At 39.5% G+C, this 18,811-nt stretch carries 16 protein-coding genes; 6 read left to right on the top strand and 10 right to left on the bottom strand.

Features of this window, described 5'->3' with window-relative positions; genetic code table 11:
• Positions 1 to 95: 95 nt before the first annotated feature.
• Positions 96 to 1,103, top strand: a complete 1,008-nt coding sequence (locus ACJJVX_RS13130) for a rhodanese-related sulfurtransferase (protein ID WP_054203634.1) — start codon at positions 96 to 98, stop codon at positions 1,101 to 1,103.
• Between the two features lie 71 nt (positions 1,104 to 1,174).
• Here ACJJVX_RS13130 and ACJJVX_RS13135 read toward each other — a convergent pair whose 3' ends face one another.
• Positions 1,175 to 3,022, bottom strand: a complete 1,848-nt coding sequence (locus ACJJVX_RS13135; protein WP_054203635.1) for an ABC transporter ATP-binding protein — start codon at positions 3,020 to 3,022, stop codon at positions 1,175 to 1,177.
• A 78-nt stretch (positions 3,023 to 3,100) separates the two neighbouring features.
• Positions 3,101 to 3,430: a DUF962 domain-containing protein gene (locus tag ACJJVX_RS13140; protein WP_054203636.1), complete on the bottom strand. Its 330-nt coding sequence runs from the start codon at positions 3,428 to 3,430 to the stop codon at positions 3,101 to 3,103.
• A gap of 199 nt (positions 3,431 to 3,629) precedes the next feature.
• On the opposite strand from ACJJVX_RS13140, the gene ACJJVX_RS13145 reads away from it, so the two are divergent.
• Positions 3,630 to 5,786 (top strand): prolyl oligopeptidase family protein, encoded by a 2,157-nt coding sequence (locus ACJJVX_RS13145; protein ID WP_054203637.1) that lies wholly within the window; start codon positions 3,630 to 3,632, stop codon positions 5,784 to 5,786.
• A gap of 62 nt (positions 5,787 to 5,848) precedes the next feature.
• Here ACJJVX_RS13145 and ACJJVX_RS13150 read toward each other — a convergent pair whose 3' ends face one another.
• Positions 5,849 to 7,138, bottom strand: a complete 1,290-nt coding sequence (locus tag ACJJVX_RS13150) for an anti-phage deoxyguanosine triphosphatase (RefSeq protein WP_054453458.1) — start codon at positions 7,136 to 7,138, stop codon at positions 5,849 to 5,851.
• Between the two features lie 169 nt (positions 7,139 to 7,307).
• Here ACJJVX_RS13150 and ACJJVX_RS13155 point away from each other — a divergent pair, with 169 nt between their 5' ends.
• The 3 genes from ACJJVX_RS13155 (at position 7,308) to ACJJVX_RS13165 (ending at position 9,532) form a co-directional block, all read left to right on the top strand.
• The gene (locus ACJJVX_RS13155) at positions 7,308 to 8,117 is read left to right on the top strand and encodes a glucosaminidase domain-containing protein (RefSeq protein WP_054203639.1); all 810 of its coding nucleotides are present in this window, start codon (positions 7,308 to 7,310) and stop codon (positions 8,115 to 8,117) included.
• A complete protein-coding gene (locus ACJJVX_RS13160; RefSeq protein WP_405631807.1) occupies positions 8,110 to 8,778 on the top strand; it encodes a DUF2987 domain-containing protein in 669 nt (222 codons plus the stop codon). The genes ACJJVX_RS13155 and ACJJVX_RS13160 overlap by 8 nt, the downstream gene beginning before the upstream one ends.
• 277 nt (positions 8,779 to 9,055) lie before the next feature.
• Positions 9,056 to 9,532, top strand: coding sequence for a GreA/GreB family elongation factor (locus tag ACJJVX_RS13165; RefSeq protein ID WP_405631810.1), 477 nt, complete (start codon positions 9,056 to 9,058; stop codon positions 9,530 to 9,532).
• Positions 9,533 to 9,655: 123 nt separating this feature from the next.
• On the opposite strand, the gene asnB is transcribed toward ACJJVX_RS13165, so the two are convergent.
• The 7 genes from asnB to ACJJVX_RS13200 form a co-directional block, all read right to left on the bottom strand.
• Positions 9,656 to 11,329, bottom strand: a complete 1,674-nt coding sequence (gene asnB, locus ACJJVX_RS13170; RefSeq protein WP_054203642.1) for an asparagine synthase B — start codon at positions 11,327 to 11,329, stop codon at positions 9,656 to 9,658.
• Positions 11,330 to 11,483: 154 nt separating this feature from the next.
• Positions 11,484 to 12,152: a pyroglutamyl-peptidase I gene (gene pcp / locus ACJJVX_RS13175; protein ID WP_405631812.1), complete on the bottom strand. Its 669-nt coding sequence runs from the start codon at positions 12,150 to 12,152 to the stop codon at positions 11,484 to 11,486.
• Positions 12,145 to 13,170 carry a DUF979 domain-containing protein gene (locus tag ACJJVX_RS13180; protein ID WP_054203643.1) on the bottom strand — a complete coding sequence of 342 codons (1,026 nt, stop codon included), beginning with the start codon at positions 13,168 to 13,170 and terminating at the stop codon, positions 12,145 to 12,147. The genes pcp and ACJJVX_RS13180 overlap by 8 nt, the downstream gene beginning before the upstream one ends.
• Positions 13,167 to 13,874 (bottom strand): DUF969 domain-containing protein, encoded by a 708-nt coding sequence (locus ACJJVX_RS13185; RefSeq protein WP_054203644.1) that lies wholly within the window; start codon positions 13,872 to 13,874, stop codon positions 13,167 to 13,169. The genes ACJJVX_RS13180 and ACJJVX_RS13185 overlap by 4 nt, the downstream gene beginning before the upstream one ends.
• 10 nt (positions 13,875 to 13,884) lie before the next feature.
• Entirely contained in the window at positions 13,885 to 14,823 is a 939-nt protein-coding gene (locus tag ACJJVX_RS13190; RefSeq protein ID WP_405631815.1) for a biotin-dependent carboxyltransferase family protein, read from the bottom strand.
• Positions 14,820 to 15,485: a 5-oxoprolinase subunit PxpB gene (gene pxpB, locus ACJJVX_RS13195; RefSeq protein WP_405631909.1), complete on the bottom strand. Its 666-nt coding sequence runs from the start codon at positions 15,483 to 15,485 to the stop codon at positions 14,820 to 14,822. The genes ACJJVX_RS13190 and pxpB overlap by 4 nt, the downstream gene beginning before the upstream one ends.
• 186 nt (positions 15,486 to 15,671) lie before the next feature.
• A complete protein-coding gene (locus tag ACJJVX_RS13200; RefSeq protein ID WP_405631818.1) occupies positions 15,672 to 17,189 on the bottom strand; it encodes a leucyl aminopeptidase in 1,518 nt (505 codons plus the stop codon).
• Between the two features lie 173 nt (positions 17,190 to 17,362).
• On the opposite strand from ACJJVX_RS13200, the gene msrA reads away from it, so the two are divergent.
• Positions 17,363 to 18,655, top strand: coding sequence for a peptide-methionine (S)-S-oxide reductase MsrA (gene msrA / locus ACJJVX_RS13205; protein ID WP_405631821.1), 1,293 nt, complete (start codon positions 17,363 to 17,365; stop codon positions 18,653 to 18,655).
• The last annotated feature ends 156 nt before the right edge of the window (positions 18,656 to 18,811 follow it).

The following is an 18,811-nucleotide window of genomic DNA, read 5'->3' on the forward strand; positions in this document are numbered from 1 at the left end:
CATTTAACCGTAAAATGCGTAAAATATGCGCCCCAATGCGCCGGATTTACGATTCGGTTACCGCCAATAACGGCTAAAGCAAAATAGGAATACCCATGACTGCAGTACATAAAGATAATGTCACCAGTGAGCACTTTGTTGTATGCGCGCTGTATAAATTTGTTGCACTCCCTGAATTTGAAGCACTTCGTCAACCACTTTTAGATGTAATGGAAGCCAATGAAGTACGCGGTACTTTATTAATTGCTGCTGAAGGGATTAATGGCACAGTATCAGCTAAGCGCGAAGGTATCGATAATTTACTATCGTGGCTTGATACTCAACCAAACCTCGATAACATTGTGAGTAAAGAGTCGTTTGATGATGAATGCCCATTTTATCGTACGAAAGTAAAGCTTAAAAAAGAAATCGTGACTATGGGTGTTGAAGGTGTTGATCCGCTCAAAGTTGTTGGCAGTTACGTCAAGCCACAAGATTGGAATGCGTTGATTTCAGACCCTGAGGTTATTCTAGTTGATACCCGAAATGACTATGAAATTGAAATCGGTACTTTCCAAAATGCCGTTGATCCAAATACTAAAACATTTCGCGAGTTCCCGCAGTGGGCAAAGGAAAACTTAGACCCTACAAAACATAAAAAAGTAGCGATGTTTTGTACGGGTGGTATTCGCTGTGAAAAATCAACGGCTTATATGAAAGAGCAAGGCTTTGAAGATGTATATCATCTCGAAGGCGGCATTTTAAAATACTTAGAAGAAGTGCCAAAAGAAGAAACAATGTGGGAAGGTGAATGTTTTGTCTTTGATAACCGCGTTGCGGTGGATCACGACTTACAAAAAGGTTCGTATGATCAATGCCATGCTTGTCGTATGCCAATCACAGAGGCTGAAAAACTAAAATCAGAGTATATGGAAGGTGTATCGTGTCATCACTGTATTGACAACGTTACAGATGAACAAAGAGAACGATTTGCAGAGCGCCAAAAGCAAATTGAGCTGGCACAAGCGCGTGGTGAAGGTCATATAGGTAATGAAGCGCAAGCGGTTTTACAAAAACGCAAAGATGCTAAAAAAGCACAAAAAGATGCGCAACGCGGTAAATAATCTAACCACTTATTAATAATGATAAAAAGAGCCACTAAGGCTCTTTTTTATCATTCGGACATTTTAGTACTCTATTCAACCCCAATAAATCCACCCGTTTGATGTGCCCATAACGCAGCATAAATCCCATTTTGAACGAGTAATTCATCATGACTACCTTGCTCAACAATACCGCCTTCATCAAGTACAATGAGTCTGTCCATTTGAGCGATCGTTGAAAGACGGTGTGCAATTGCAATTACTGTTTTACCTGTCATTAAATCATCAAGGCTTGCTTGAATTGCAGCTTCAACTTCAGAATCAAGTGCGCTTGTAGCTTCATCTAAAATAAGGATAGGTGCATTTTTTAGGAGTACGCGTGCGATCGCAATACGTTGGCGTTGCCCGCCCGAGAGTTTAACACCGCGCTCACCCACTTGTGCTGCAAAACCTTTGTTACCTTGGCTATCTTCAAGGTCATCTATAAATTCGAGGGCTTTAGCCTGCTTTGCAGCGTTTAACATCTCTTGGTCACTCGCATCAGGGCGACCATATAAGATATTTTCTTTAACAGAGCGGTGTAGTAATGACGTGTCCTGAGTGACCATTGCAATGTGTTTGCGTAAGCTTTCTTGGCTGACCTTTGAAATATCTTGGTCATCAATTTTAATAGCTCCACTGTCAACATCGTAAAAACGCAACAGTAAATTAACCAAGGTTGATTTGCCCGCACCGGAACGACCAACTAAGCCTATTTTTTCGCCTGCTTTGATATTTAAATCGAGACCATTGATCACAGGGCCTCTATTTGTTTCATTGGCAGCTTTACCGTAATTAAAATGCACGTTTTCAAAATTTATAACACAATCACTCACATTAAGAGTATGAGCATCTGGGGCATCGTCAACGTCAATAGGGTTTGAAAGTGTTTTCATGCCATCAGCAACAGTGCCTATGTTTTCAAACAAACCACTAATCTCCCACATTATCCATTGGGCCATACCATTTAATCGCAGTGATAAACTTACTGCTATCGCAATAGCACCGGCACTAATGGCACTTAACGACCATAAATACAAAGATAATGCAGCGACGCTGAACACTAAAAGGTAGTTAAGGGATTGAATCGCAAAATTTAAGCTCGTGACCAAACGCATTTGTTTATAAACTGGCTGTAAAAAAACATCCATGCTGTCTTTGGCGTATTGTTCTTCACGTTGTGTGTAAGAGAAAAGCTTAATGGTAGAAATATTGGTGTAACTGTCGACAATACGACCTGTCATTTCTGAGCGGGCATCGGCTTGCGAGCTGGCTATTTTTTTGAGTTTTGGCACAAAATAAAGCTGTATTAGGGTATAAAATGTAAGCCATACCAGCAGTGGGATCATCAGTCTCCAATCTGCCGCGGCAACTAAAAATACCATAGCGCTAAAATACACCACAATGTACATCAGTACATCAAGTAACTTCATCACCGTTTCGCGCACAGCAAGAGAGGTTTGCATTACTTTGGTTGCAATTCTTCCTGAAAACTCATTTTGATAGAAACTGACACTTTGACGTAGTAAATAACGATGAGCTAACCACCTGATTGACATTGGGTAATTACCCAATAGAGCTTGGTGTAATATTGCTGAATGAAAAAAGACCACCAGTGGTAAAATAATTAATAGCACCACAGCCATTTTAATAAGTTCAGATTTTTGCTCAACAAATAATGTTTCGGGTGTGTGAATACTTAGCCAATCAACTAATTGCCCCATATAACTGAACAGCGATACTTCTAAAATAGCGAGCAGCGCAGCACTAAGTGACATGAAAACGAGCGACAGTTCCATACCTTTTGTATAATGGCGGCAAAAGGCAAATAAGGTTGAGGGCGGTTGCGTTGGTTTATCTTCAGGGAACGGCTTAGTCATCCGCTCAAATAATCGATACATTTTAATATCTTAAATAGTAAAAATGACCTTCACTATATCATTGAAAAGGGACAAAAACAGGGGGATTTAAAGTCTTATTTACCACTTAATTTTACCTGTTAGTATATCTCTAAACATCACCCAATCACCAAGCAGACTATAGAGAGGATGTTTAAAGGTAGCGGGACGGTTTTTTTCAAAGAAAAAGTGCCCAACCCAAGCAAAACCATAGCCAATAATGGGTAATAACCAAAATACTTTGAGGTTTAGTGTGAGCAAAGCGTAGCAAATAGCTATGACAACTAAACAACTGCCAATAAAATGCAAACGTCTATTTGTTGTATTAGTGTGCTCTTGCAGATAATAGGGATAAAAGTCTTTAAAGTTAGTAAATTGGATTGTGCCTTGCTCTGTGGTTTGCTTTTTCATTATATTTATACCAGCTTCAAGTGAAGTGTTTATTGTTAACGCAATGGCACTAAAAGTGCAAACAAGTTCATCTAAATGTCCGTTATAGGTTTACATATATTTACAGTCTAGCCTTTTATTAGTCGCATTACGCTAGACAAGGAGGCACTAAGGAAATATGTTACTCGATCTAATAAATTGTCCTATAAGAAATAATACGATGTTAAAAAAAGTTTTAGCTTGCGCCGTGCTTGTTGCGCTCAGTGGTTGTTCTGACAACACATCAAGTTCTGCGACAACAAATACGCAGGTCAAAGATCAAAAGGCACAAAGTGTTACTTACCCTGAGACGAAAAAGGGTGAAGTAGTTGATGTTTATTTTGATCAAAAAGTGGCTGACCCTTACCGCTGGTTAGAAGATGATATGAGCAGTGACACGGCTGATTGGGTTAAAACACAAAATAACCTTACTTTTTCGTACCTTGAAAATATTCCATACCGCGACAAATTAAAAGCCAGCCTTGAAAAATTAATGAATTATGAAAAAGTGACGGCCCCTTTTATCGAAGGCGATTACACGTATTTTTATAAAAATGATGGCTTACAAAATCAATATGTCCTTTATCGCAGTAAAGGTGAAAGTGATGCTGAGGTGTTTTTAGATCCGAATAAATTCAGTGAAGATGGTACGACTTCAATGTCTGGCTTAACTTTTTCTGAAGATGGTTCATTAGCGGCTTATCAGATCTCGGAAGGTGGCAGTGATTGGCGCAAAGTTATTATTATTAATACCCAAACAAAAGAACAAATTGAAAGCGCGTTAATCGATGTTAAATTTAGCGGTATTTCGTGGGTTGGTAACGATGGTTTCTATTACTCAAGCTACGATAAACCAAAAGGCAGTGAGTTATCAGCAAAGACTGATCAACATAAAGTTTACTATCATAAGTTAGGTACTGCGCAAACAGCAGACGAACTTATTTTTGGTGGTACAGATAACGAGAAACACCGTTACATTGGCGCATCAGTAACACGAGATAATAAATATTTAGTGATATCAGCCAGTGTATCAACATCTGGTAATAAACTGTTTATTAAAGATTTAACAAAACCTGACAGTAAACTCGTAACGATATTAGGGCACACTGATTCAGATACATACGTGTTTGATAATGACGGTAGCAAACTATATTTGGTGACTAATCTTAATGCGCCAAACAAAAAAGTAGTTACTGTTGATGCTGCAAACCCAACACCTGAAAACTGGCAAGATCTTATCCCTGAAACTGACAACGTTTTAAGTATGTCAAAAGGCGGCGATTTTTTCTTTGCAAAATACATGGTAGATGCAATTTCAAAAGTTAAACAATTTGATAAAGCAGGTAAGTTGGTACGTGAAATTAGCCTACCGGGTGTTGGTACAGCACGTGGCTTTGGTGGTAAAAAAGAGAGCAGTACCTTATATTATTCTTTTGCAAATTATACGACACCAGGAAATACCTATTCGTTTGACGTAAATACAGGACAATCTGACGTATATCGTAAATCGGGTGCAAAATTTGACTCTGCGCAATACACGTCAGAGCAAGTTTTTTATACATCAAAAGATGGCACGAAAGTACCGATGATTATATCGTACAAAAAAGATGTAAAACTTGATGGTACTAACCCAACAATTTTGTACGGGTATGGTGGCTTTAACGCAAGCTTAACACCAAGCTTTAGTTCTACTGTAGCCGCATGGCTTGAGCAAGGTGGTGTTTACGCCGTTGCAAATATCCGTGGCGGTGGTGAATATGGTAAGCAGTGGCATGACGCTGGTACGCAACTGAAAAAGCAAAATGTGTTTGATGACTTCATTGCTGCAGCTGAATACCTTAACGAGAAAAAATACACATCAAGTGACTATTTAGCTGTTCGTGGTGGCTCAAACGGTGGCTTGTTAGTCGGTGCTGTTATGACTCAGCGCCCTGAATTATTTAAAGTTGCGTTACCGGCGGTAGGCGTGCTTGATATGTTACGTTACCATACATTTACTGCAGGTGCTGGTTGGGCTTACGACTACGGTACAAGTGAGCAAAGTAAAGAAATGTTCGACTACCTTCATGGTTATTCGCCAGTTCATAATGTTAAAGCGGGTGTAAAATACCCAGCTACTATGATCACCACAGGCGATCATGATGACCGTGTTGTTCCTGCGCATTCATACAAATTTGCGGCAGAATTACAAGCAAAAGGCGCAGGTGCAAATCCATACTTTATCCGCATTGAAACGAATGCAGGTCATGGTGCGGGCACGCCAACGAGTAAAATCATTGATCAATACGCAGATATCTATGGTTTTACCCTTTATAATATGGGCATTAAATCACTTTAATCGTTATAAAATAAATAAGTATAAAAGCCACTTGTCGTAAGTGGCTTTTTTTATTTAAAAACTTAAATTGGTGAGAAAAGTCGCTCGTATGTTTTATACGCATACTCATCACTCATGCCAGACAAGTAATCACAAATAACTCGCATGCCTTGATTTTGTTTACTTGCTTGTAAGTAAATATGCTGTGTAGTTATCGGCAATAATCGTAAAGGATCACTTGCAAAGGCATTGAATAGCTCAATTAGTAAGTTTTGGCCTTTAAATTCAATCTGTTGCATATGTGGCTCTCGAATTAGCTGATTAAACACAAATTGCTTTAGTACCTGAAGTGCACCAGCATATTGATCTGGTAACTCTACACCAACTTGTAAAATTGGGCATTCAAACACACTGTTTTGCTCTGTTAAATGGGCATGAATAATAAACGTATTAACCAGTTCGCCTATGGCATCTTTACGCTCATAATCAAACGGTGAAAACAGGCGCTGAGTTATCGAAGCTAAATTGCTTTTTAACCAAGGTGAGTCAATGGCTGTTAGTGCAGGAACGGCGTGATTTTGCCAATCGGTTAAAGTCAGAGTGTGTGTTGCGATCGCATCTTCTAAGTCGTGTACTGCGTAGGCAATATCATCTGCAAGTTCCATAATCGCTGCATCAAGGGATTTATAATTAGTTTTAGAACGATAGTTATCAACTTTTTTGTGGCTAGCTAAAAGCGTTTGGTCATGAACTGATAGCGGGGCTTTTATCCAATGTAGAATTTCTTTATCGTCGCTGTATAAGCCTTTAGCAGGGCGCCAATCATCGGCCTTAATAAATCGCTGACTAGTGGAGTGCGAAGGGATTGTATGCCATAAATCATCAATGAGTGCTGGGTACTTGATGAACCCGAGTAAAGTGCGGCGAGTCAAGTTCATACCGTGGCCATTACTGTATGGCTCTAACTTAGCAACTATACGCAACGTTTGTGCATTGCCTTCAAAGCCCCCGTGATCACGCATCATATAATTAAGCGCTATTTCACCACCATGGCCAAAGGGGGGGTGACCAATATCATGTGCTAAGCAAAGGGTCTCTAGTAAACTGGTTGTGGGGAAATGATGAAAATCTGTATGTTGATTTTTTAAATGACGCAGCAAACCGCTGCCTATTTGCGCAACCTCCAAAGAATGTGTAAGGCGGGTACGATAAAAATCGTTTAAGCCAATCCCCATTATTTGCGTTTTAGCTTGTAAGCGCCTAAATGCAGCTGCATGGATAATACGAGAGCGATCAACTTGCCAAGGCGAGCGGTTATCATTTGGTCGATTTTTTTGCTGATCAATAATACGCTTTTGCCAGTCTAAATTCATGAATTCAATACCTAATAATAACTTACACGTTTGATGAGCGAATTGTAGCTGAAATTTTTGAATTATAACAATTGTGTTAATTCGCCTTTATTTAGATGCTTAGGTATAATGATTTGTCGAGTGCATGTGTATTTACCATGCATAACTGCTAGTTTTTTTGAGATGATACATGCTTAAATACGTTTTTCGTTTTCTAATGAGCCTCTTTTTTATCTGGGCATTAAGTTACCCATTTATACAACGTCCAACTTCGCTAAGCGAACCACAAACGACAGCAGAAAAAAAACCTGTCGTTAAGAAAATAGAAAAGCCATTGCATTCGGTAAAATTACCTAAGTTTGACAGCTTCACTGATGTGAAAGAAAAAAAGCATGCTTTTTTCGACTTTATTCGCCCACATATTGAGGCTGAAAATAAAAAAATTCGCCAGCAACGCGCAACATTAGAAATTGCGTTAATGATGTTGCAATACGATGAGCCCCTTAATGAGAAACAAACCAAGCAAGTAAAAGCAATTTTAAATAGCTATAAATTGCCTGACACGATTAATAGTTTGTCTTTAAATCAAGCCTTACGCCGTGTTGATATTATTCCAAAAGAATTGGCACTAATGCAGGCAGCCAACGAATCTGCGTGGGGAACATCACGATTTGCCCGTATTGGATTGAATTTTTTTGGCCAGTGGTGTTACAGTAAAGGCTGTGGCATGGTACCAAATAGACGTAATGCCGAAGCAAAACATGAAGTTGCAGCATTTAAATCAGTTCGTGCAGCGGTAAACTCATATTTTAAAAATATTAACACGCATGGTGCATATAAAGAATTACGCTCGATTCGTGCTGATTTACGTCGCCAACAAAAACCTGTATCTGCAACAAAGTTAACCTATGGTTTAATATCGTATTCAGAACGAAGAGAAGCATACATTGAGGAATTAAACCAAATGATAAACCAAAACCGAGCGTATTTTGATGAATAAGTTAATGTTCAGCCTTCCCCGTTATATTATTATTACATTCATGCTGTTAGGTACTTTTAGTATTAACGCCAAAGAGTTTGTTGTTTCTTATGATGGCTTTTATGACCGTTTAAAAGTGGTAAACAAAGGGGACTTTCAGTTTGCGCAAGTTAATTTCTATATCACAGACATTGCAACAAATGATGCCTGTTTAATTAAAACTGGGAGTATTATTACTGAGCGACAGGAGTTCCCGTTAAACTACACCGATCAAGCTCAAATGCTATTACCGTTTGATAAACAACTAGATTCTGATAAAGCGGTCGTTGTCATTGAACCACAAAATGACAATCATGATTGCCAATTAAAATTACAAATAGAAGCGCGTGAATTTAACGCAAGCTATTTAAATAAAAAGCATCTTTATCAACTTGATCAAGAGTTTGATGAATTACTATCTAACTTGTCAGGTTTTTTCATTAGTAAATTAATGAGCTTTTTATTACCGGAACAAAAAGGTGTTGTGTTGACGTTTGCAGAACCTATCGTAGTTGCTGATCCTGCCTTTACATGTGAAGGTGTGGTTTGCCATGTCGCTATCTCTGACGAGTGGGAAGGCGATAAAACAGCGTTTAATATCACCGCAACGCTTGTTAGAGTCACTCCTTGGATAGCCAATTAACTTATTTTATTAAGCACTGTGTGCAGTGCTTAATTATTTTATCTGCTTAAGCCTCTTTCGTTTAGTATCATATTGATTTTGGTTACTTAAATCATGTAATAAATACCCCTAAAAGATATCAACCAATAATTTACTTAATCTACGAATATCACTAACAGTGCTATTTCGATACAACTAGGTAAGGTATCAGTCATTTTTGTCAATTCAGTTACAACGCACTCAAAGCACGTTAAAATAGAGATATTATTGATTTTTATAGCACGTATGAACACAGACTATGAATAAAGCCCATGTTATAGAACACCTACGTTTTGCTCTTGAAGCGCAATTAACCACAGCACAAGCCGCGGCTAAAACGGCTCACGATACTGCCACTCACGAAGAAAATGTTGCAGAAAACAAATATGATACGCTAGGGCTTGAAGCAGCGTATTTAGCGCAAGGGCAAGCGCAGCGTGTGAATGAATGCCATATGAGTATTAAAGCATTCGAAAAAGCCTTTAAAGAACCCTCATCGACGAAGGTGATAATAGGGTCTTTAGTATGCTTAAGTGATGAAGATGATGTACTTAATTGGTATTTTATCGGGCCTTATTCAGGTGGCTTAAAAGTGACGATTAAAAGCATTTCTGTTTATGTTCTCACACCATTATCGCCGCTTGGTAAAGCCCTATTGAATAAAGAAGTAGGTGATGATGTTTCATTTAGTGCGGGTGAAAAAACACGTTTGTTGTGCGTTGCTTCTATCGCATAAAAAATTATTGTTTTAGTTAAGTTGAACTATGGCAAGTGGGGACATTACCAGAGTTCAACTTAAATTAAGTCGGAAACAATATACTCAAACCACCTCACATCTTGAGGTGATTTGGGTATATACCTAGCTTTTTTGCGTGTAGGCGTCGTTATGTATACCCGCAGCTCGTCCTGATGGATCTGCATTATTTTGAAATGAAGCATCCCATGCTAGCGCTTCAGGCGTAGAGCAGGCCACTGATTTACCATGAGGCACACACTTAGCGGCTGCGTCTCCCGGAAAATGTGATTCAAAGATAGTCCGGTAAAAATAGGCTTCTTTAGAATCAGGGGTATTTATTGGATATTTAAACTTAGCATTCGCTAAGTCTTGATCGCTCACTTGCTCAGCAACAAACTCTTTTAAGGTATCAATCCAGTTATAGCCTACACCGTCAGAGAATTGTTCCTTTTGACGCCATAGTACTTCGTCAGGTAAATAACCTTCAAAACCTTCACGTAAAATATGTTTTTCGATTTTGCCATTGCCACACATTTTGGCTTCTGGGTTTATTCGCATGGCTACATCAACAAATTCTTTATCAAGAAATGGCACGCGCGCTTCTACGCCCCAAGCTGCCATTGATTTATTAGCACGTAGGCAATCAAACATATGCAGTTTAGATACTTTACGATTTAGCTCTTCATGAAATTCTTGCGCATTAGGTGCTTTATGGAAGTATAAATAGCCACCAAATAGTTCATCGGCCCCTTCACCTGAAAGTACCATTTTAATACCCATTGCTTTTATTTGACGTGCCATTAAATACATAGGCGTCGAAGCGCGTATAGTTGTTACGTCGTAGGTTTCAATATGGTAAATAACCTCTTTTAATGCATCTATCCCTTCTTGAATTGTAAAGTGAATAGGGTGATGCACTGTGCCAATCATATCAGCTACTTTTTGTGCAGCCGCTAAATCTGGTGATCCTTCAAGACCAACAGAGAATGAATGTAATTTTGGCCACCATGCATCACTTTCGTCGTTGTCTTCTATGCGTTTTGCGGCAAATCGCTGAGTTATGGCTGAGATCACCGATGAGTCTAATCCACCTGAGAGTAAAACACCGTATGGTACATCGCACATTAATTGACGCTTAACGGCTGCTTCAAGCGCATCCTTTACGTCTTCTGCTTTTGCGCTATTATTTTTAACTGCGTCGAATGTTTCCCAATCACGTTGGTAATAAGCTGTGAGCGCGCCATCTTTACTCCATAAAAAATGCCCTGGAGGGAATTCTTCTATGTGTTTACAAATAGGTGACAGTGCTTTGAGCTCTGAGGCAACATAAAAATTACCATGTTCATCATGGCCGGTATAAAGCGGGATAATACCAATGTGATCACGGCCAATTAAATAAGCGTCTTGCTCTTCATCGTATAAACAAAAAGCAAAAATTCCGTTTAAATCATCTAAAAAGTCGGGGCCTTTTTGTTTGTATAGCGCAAGAATAACCTCGCAATCTGATTGTGTTTGAAACGTAAAGTCAGTTTCAAGTTGAGCAGCGAGTTCTTTATGATTATAAATTTCACCGTTCACTGCAAGAATATGGGTTTTCTCTGGGTTATATAGTGGCTGCGCTCCACTAGATACACCTACGATAGCTAAACGCTCGTGGACTAAAATCGCTTTGTCAGATGAATAGACACCTGACCAATCAGGGCCGCGATGACGCAGTAATTTTGACATTTCAATTGCTTGACTACGCAATTGTGTGGCATCAGACTTTATGTCTAATACACCAAAAATTGAACACATAGTAACTCCTCATTCCTATCATGTGTGTAGCATAGGTACATTTTCCTAAGCGCTAACCTTTGTTTTAACAGAAACAATTAACTAAGTCACATAGCTTTTACAATATTTAAAGAATAATTTATGCACCACAATGAACTGCAGTGCACCACAATGATCAGTGTGTAGTGCCTGCGGCCACCTTAACGTCTTTTTTTGTACTCAACGCTGCCGTAATCAGTACTTTTAGAGCATTGATGACGGTATCTTCACTCATACTTGGTGCACCGTGGTGGTGCACCGCTTGGCTTGGTAAATACGGTATATGAATAAAGCCGCCTTTGAGCTGCGGTTCATACTCTGCAATATAGTGTAATAAGCCATACATAACATGATTACAGACATACGTCCCTGCAGAATTAGAGATAGCAGCCGGGATATGGCTTTTTTGTAAGTCGACGAGCATGCGTTTAATGGGGAGGTTTGTAAAATAAGCCGCTGGAGCATCTTCAATCACTGGTTTATCAATAGGCTGAGTGTTGGCGTTATCTGCAATGCGGGCATCATCAATATTAATGGCAATACGCTCTATGCTTATTTCACTGCGCCCACCTGCTTGACCAACACATAACACTAATACGGGGTGATGCTGTTCTATCGCTTTGTAAAGCATATCTAATGAGCGGTCAAATTCACACGGTAGCTCTAAAGCAATCACTCGATGCTTAGCAATTAAGTCATCGCCTAGTTTATTTACAGCTTGCCATGAGGGATTAATTGATTCGCCACCAAATGGTTCAAAGCCGGTGATAATCACACACGGCATACTCGATGTTAGTTTAGTCATTAAAAATCACCATATACATTAAAATAATATTAACAGTTAACAAGGTCAGTGCAGTGGGTATTTGCACCTTTATAACATGGTATTTGTCTTTTAAGTCGAGCAATGCAGCAGGGATAATATTAAAGTTTGCTGCCATGGGCGTCATTAACGTGCCGCAGTAACCACTGTACATACCAATTGCTACTAATGGTGCAGGGTTAGCGCCGTGACCTTCAATTAGAAATGGCATTGCAATACCTGCGGTCATCACCGGAAATGCGGCAAATGCATTGCCCATTATCATGGTAAATAATGCCATGCCAACACAATACAAAACCACCAACATAAAACGATTTTCGGGTGCAATAAACAAAGTGACTAATTCTTTGATAGAATCGCCTGTTTGCGCCACAATAAATACGCCGCCAAGCATGGCCAACATTTGCGGTAAAATAGCAGCCCAACCAATTGAATCAACCAGTCGGCGAGACTCAGTGATCGCTTCAACAGGGTTACCTCCTGTAATTTTCCAGCCAATTAAAAGTGCAAAAATACAGGCTGCTGTCAAAGACGCTAGCGTTAGATGGCGTTGGTCTAGTAAGTAATAATCACCTATAGCGACCCCATCAAATGATACTGTAAGTAATACAGTGATTACGGGGATCATTAATGCAGGAATAAATAACTTATTGCCAAGACGTGAGGCAGACTCAGTTTGTTGTCGCTCTGTTAGAGGTTTATAACTGCCCATACTAACAAGATTAAACCCTGCCAGAAGAGCAATTAATATTACGCTCACCCCAACTAATAAATAAGTAGTGGCTCCACCTAATATGGCAATAGACAAATCACCAAATAAAAAACTACTTCCGAATAAAAACCAAAATAGTGCTGTAGTGAGTCTTTTCGGGTGGTTTTTATCTTGTAACGTGCGTACGACTAAGAACATTACAATGATACCAATCAATAAATAAATGTTTTCTATGGTAATTATCGCAGTGCTTGAGCTGCTTATATCCGTTGTTGATACTTTACTCATATTGCTTCCTGCTGTTTGTGTGCGGCAACGGCTAAGGCAATTTTTGCTTCTAGGCGAGATAATCTAAATAGGTGAATAATCAGTGCAGCAATAGCCGTAGGGATTGCCCATAAACCGATGTGCAATGGTTCGATACCTGCGATCCCATTTTCTTTTAAAAAAGCATCCATTAAAAGTACTGCGCCAAAAGCAATAAAAATATCTTCACCAAAGAACATTGCAATATTATCAACAGCCGCAGCATGCGCACTGATCATGTCCTTAATTGGTTTTGGTAATTCACCATATTTATTCGTCGCAGCCCCTAATGCCATTGGAGCCAATAATGGACGAACAGTTTGTGCTTGACCGCCAAGGCTTAATAAACCAAGAGCAGCAGAGCACTCACGAACAATGAAGTATAAGGCCAATATGCGTGCGCTAGTGGCGCTTTTTATTTTTGCTATCCAATTTTTAGCGTGTTGCTGCAGGCCATAACGTTCAAGTAAAGCAATGACGGGTAAGATTAAAATGAAACTAGCAAGCTGACGCGAGTTCATAAATTTCTCACCAAAAGTTTGCAACAAAGTGATGATATCTAAATTAACCGCCCAGCCTGTTGCAATACCAGCGATCGTTACGACCATTAAGGGGTTAAAGCGCAATGCAAAACCTAGCACAACAACTGGTATACCAATGAGTGGCCAAAAATTAAGTTCAAACATACTATAATTCCTACCTCTTTATTTTTAATGTGTTTAGCGCAAGTTTTAATTGTTGCAGATGGGCATTTAATTTTGACTGAGCTTGTGCTGCGACGGCTAAATCTACATAACTAAATTTTACTGTATCACCGGGTTTTAACTGAGCAAACTGATGTAAATCAGCACTAATAACAGTACCCAACAATGGGTATCCTCCCGTTGTTTGCGCATCATTTAAAAGTACTATTGGCTCACCACTGGGCGGAAGTTGAATACTGCCAGGGCCCACAGCTAAAGAAGGGAGCGAACGAATGTGTGTTAAATCACAAGCTTGATTTTTTAAACGTAAACCCATTCGGTTACTATTAGGGCTTATATGCCATGTTGTTTGGCAAAATGCTGTTAAAGATTGTTCAGTTAGTAAGTGTTTATGTGGACTTGAATGAACTCTAATATGTTGTCTTGCCGCTGGTGAAATTGCCCCTCTTTGTGACCAAATACCATTATAAGGGGTTATAGGGATGTGATCTCCAGCTTGTAAGGCGCGACCGGTTAATCCACCAAACTGGGCTGCTACATCAGTCGCGCATGACCCCATTGTAGGACTGCACACTATACCGCCCTTAACAGCTAAATAGGCTCTAAAACCACTTCGAGATGTGGCAAAGCATAATTTTTGGCCCGCTTTTATTTGGTATGTCCACCCAGGTGCCAATGGAGAATTGGCCAATGTGGCTTTCATATCAGCGCCCGTTAATGCGACTACGCAATCGGTTGTAAACGTAAGTTGCGCAAGTCCAAGAGTGATCTCAATGACAGGTGTATTATCGGGGTTGTTAAGTAGTCGGTTTGCGATGATCATGGCATAGGGATCTAAAGCACCTGAACGAGCAACGCCAATATGACGATACCCATTACGGCCTAAATCTTGAATCGTCATTTGCATACCCGGTTTGTTTACTGTGATCATGATGCAATGTCCTTCGCAATAAACTCAATGGTATCGCCTGGGTTGATAATGCTGGGCACGCTTTGGTTTGAATCAAACAAAGTAAAATCAGTATGACCAATAATATGCCAGCCACCAGGGGAGTCAGCTGGATAAACACCCGTTTGATCGGCACCAATTGCAACCGAACCTTTTGGAACATGGGTTCTTGGCTCACTTCGTCGAGGTGTATGTAATTGCGTATCTAAGCCATGTAGGTAAGTAAAACCGGGCTGAAAGCCAAGAAATAAAACCTGATAGTGCACGCTAGAGTGGCGTGCGATAACATCTTCAGTGTGCATATTATGAAAACGCGCTACGTGTTCAATATCAGGTCCGTTTTCACCGCCATAACGCGTTATTAGTTTGTGATGGCGTCCTTTAAAGTCCTCCGGTTGGAGTGTTTTCCAGCTATTTAATAATTGCTCTTTTAAATCAATGAATTTAGTTTCATTTGAAAAATAAAGAGTTAAAGAGTTCATTGCCGGGACAATATCAATGCATTGATAGGTTTTTTTGCACTGTGATGCTAAGGCCCAGATACGTTTTTGAATGGCCAGTTTATCGCCAAGTAGGGTAGTGGCGTCAAAAAGTACGCTTGAGTTGCTTAGAATATGGATGGTTGGTTGGTCTTTTTTGTCCATCATTAATTATTTTTATTAGTAGATCATACCAGCAAGCTAGCACACTCGAAGGTAAATGTTTATAACAATACGATTAGCATACTCCTTTTTAAGTACCTGTTAAGTGTATAATTACGAGTCGGCATTACAAATGCATTAAATTTAAACTACGCCAAAAAAACTGGCGCAGTTTAAATAGATAGCTGTTTAGTTATTGAGTAACCATTCAGATAATAAACGCACGCCAAAGCCAGTACCGCCTGGCGATATTTCATCTTTACCTTTTGTAGCTAAAGCATTTCCGGCAATATCTATATGAACCCAACGAGTGTCATCTGCAAAGTGCTGTAAAAAGCTTGCTGCAGTTGTCGCGCCTGGACCACTTGATCCAATATTTTTAAGGTCGGCAATATCAGAGCTTAGAGTATCCTTATAGCCTAGCGGTAAGCGCCATAGGTTTTCGTTTACGTTTTTACCAGCAAAGGTAAGTTGTGACACTAAAGTATCATCATCAGAAAATACTGCGGCGTAATCATTACCCACGGCTCTAATTTTAGAACCCGTTAATGTTGCAACATTAATCATGATTTCTGGCTTGAAGTGTTCGCGTGCATACCACATCGCATCACTTAGAACTAAACGGCCTTCGGCATCGGTATTCACTATTTCTACACTTAAGCCTTCAGCAGTTCTGACGACGTCACCAGGAGCGACTGCAAATTGCGACACCATATTCGCAGCCATACCCATAACAGCAACCACATTTTTATCCGCTTTTGCCAAAGCCATTGCTTTAACAGTGCCTAAAACGGCTGCTGCACCAGCCATATCAGATTTCATACGCGCAATAGACGCACCTGTTTTAATGCTATAGCCGCCAGAGTCAAAGGTGATCCCTTTACCGACCAAAGCAATAGGAGTGTCATTTGAACCTTTATAATGCGCAACAACTAAGCGTGCGCCTTGTTGGCTGCCACGGCCAACGGCTTCTAAGGCACCCATGCCTAGTTCTTTCAATTGCTTAGGTTCTAAAATTGTAATTTCGACACCTAATGATTCAAGTTCTTTTGCGGCATTGGCAAAATCAACAGGGGTCATCTCTGTGGCAACTTCAGATGTTAAATCGCGCGCGAGAAAAACACCCGCCTGAATGCTTTCTAGCAGTGTATATTGCTTGCGCGTTTGTTTAGTACTTGCAACATCAATTGTATAGCTAACTGTATTTGTGCTTGGTTTTTGCTTGTATTTTTCAAACCGGTGATCACGTAAGTTAGCACCATGGGCAAAGTTAGCAGCCAGCTCGCTATTATTAACAGCTCCTTTAACACTATCAAAAGCGATAGAGGCCGTCGTTGTTTTGTTAGCGATTAGACGCGCGTGGATGTTGCCACCTAATTTAGCGATAAGTGCTTTATCGAGCTTTTCTTGCTCGCCAGTACCAACGATTAGTACGCGTTTAAAATCACTATTAAAAGGGGCGAGTAGTTCAATAACACTGGCGTATTTACCTGTAAAGCTTTCACTTTCGACAGCGCGTTGCAATTGGTTATTTAATTGTTTATTTGTTGAATTAAACAGTGTGTTTTTGCCATCTTCACTGTAAAAAAGCACTAAAGTTTGGGCTGTATTATCTATTTTTGAAGAAAAATTAAACTCAGCTGCATATGATTGCGTAGAAAGGGAAAGGGCGATTGTTAATGCCGAAGCTTTAAGGATTTTTTTCATGTTTAAACTCAAATAAAATAAAAGCTCTTTTTACCTTATTTAGGTTCATAGGTTAAGTCGGATACGGTGGATATGCAATAAACAGCGATAAAACTATTTAAATAGATGAAATAAATTAGTTCACGTCAAGGTCTCACTTTATGACTGTGGAGTAATACACTAAAAGGTAAAATATGTTGGAACCAAAAAGTTTACTTAGACTAGCAACATTCGCGCTTTTATTCAGTGCTGCGAGTTACGGACTTTCTCTTGAACAAATAAAATCAAGTGATGTACAAGCAACTATGCATTTAGAAAAAATCGTACTTGGATCTGGATGTTTCTGGGGGGCGGAAAAACGGTATGAAGCATTACCAGGCGTGATCGATGCTGAATCCGGTTACGCAGATGGTAAAGGCTTTAAAGCGACGTATCGTAATATCACAGCACATTCCCGTCGACTTGATGAACATAATTATGCGGAAGTGGTACAGGTAACTTATAACAGCAATATTATAAGTGTAGATACACTCCTTAAAAACTACTTTGAAAGCCACGATCCAACACAAAAAAACCGTCAAGGTAATGATGTTGGTACGCAGTATCGTTCAATTGTATTAACCACAACACAGCAACAAGTAACTGTTGCAAATGCCTTAAAGACGAAATACCAAGCCAAGTTAACAAATGCAGGTTTTGGGGTTATAAAAACGATAGTCAAACCATTAGCAGAATTCTTTCCAGCAGAAGAATATCATCAAAATTACTTGGCAAAAAACCCAAATGGCTATTGCCCAGATCATTCAACAGGCGTTGTGTTTGACAAAACGGCCGATGAAAATATTGACAATTCGACTTTATTCAAAGGAAAACAGATAGTCATTATTGATTCGCGCAGCTATTGCCCATACTGTGAAAAACTGAAAAAAGACGTGTTAAATGATTATCAAGGAACAATTGCTTTAACGTTTAGAAAAGCCGATCAACTTTCTGGACTTACTATAAAGTCAGCGACATGGGCTACACCGACCATTTTGTTTCTCGAAAATGGAAAAGAAGTGTACGCTCGCCAAGGGTATGTCACTAAAGAGGAGTTTTATAAAGCATTAGGTGCGTTTAAACTAGGCGATAGTGAAGCATATCGTGTTGCCTTTAGTGCTCGTACCGACAGCCCATTTTGCAAACAATACGATATATTTAAAAACACGCCCGATGGTCAGTTTGTTGATAAGCTAAGCGGGGCGCCTTTATTTGATACAGATGATCGATTTACTTCAGGCACAGGGTGGCTATCATTTACTAATCCGATAGGTGAGAGTGTGACAATGCACGAAGATAACAGTTATGGTATGCAGCGTATTGAGATACGTTCAAAGTCAACAGGCATACATCTTGGCCATGTATTTCCTGGTGAAGGGCCTGAAGGAGAAGATAGGTATTGTATTAATGCCACCGTGTTGGAATTTGTGCCTCGAAAAAATAGTTAAAATTAACTCACGACTACAAAGGTTATATTGATTACTATAATAATTTATAGCCTTTATGAGTTTGCAAAGTCGTACATTAAAGTTACATACAGCAGTTAATACTATTTATTTTTGATTGAAATCATAACTTATTGTTATATTTAGTTTTAGTAATGC

The sequence above is a fragment of the Pseudoalteromonas sp. Ld20 genome (genome assembly GCF_045064175.1).
In the GTDB taxonomy this organism is placed as follows: domain Bacteria; phylum Pseudomonadota; class Gammaproteobacteria; order Enterobacterales; family Alteromonadaceae; genus Pseudoalteromonas; species Pseudoalteromonas neustonica.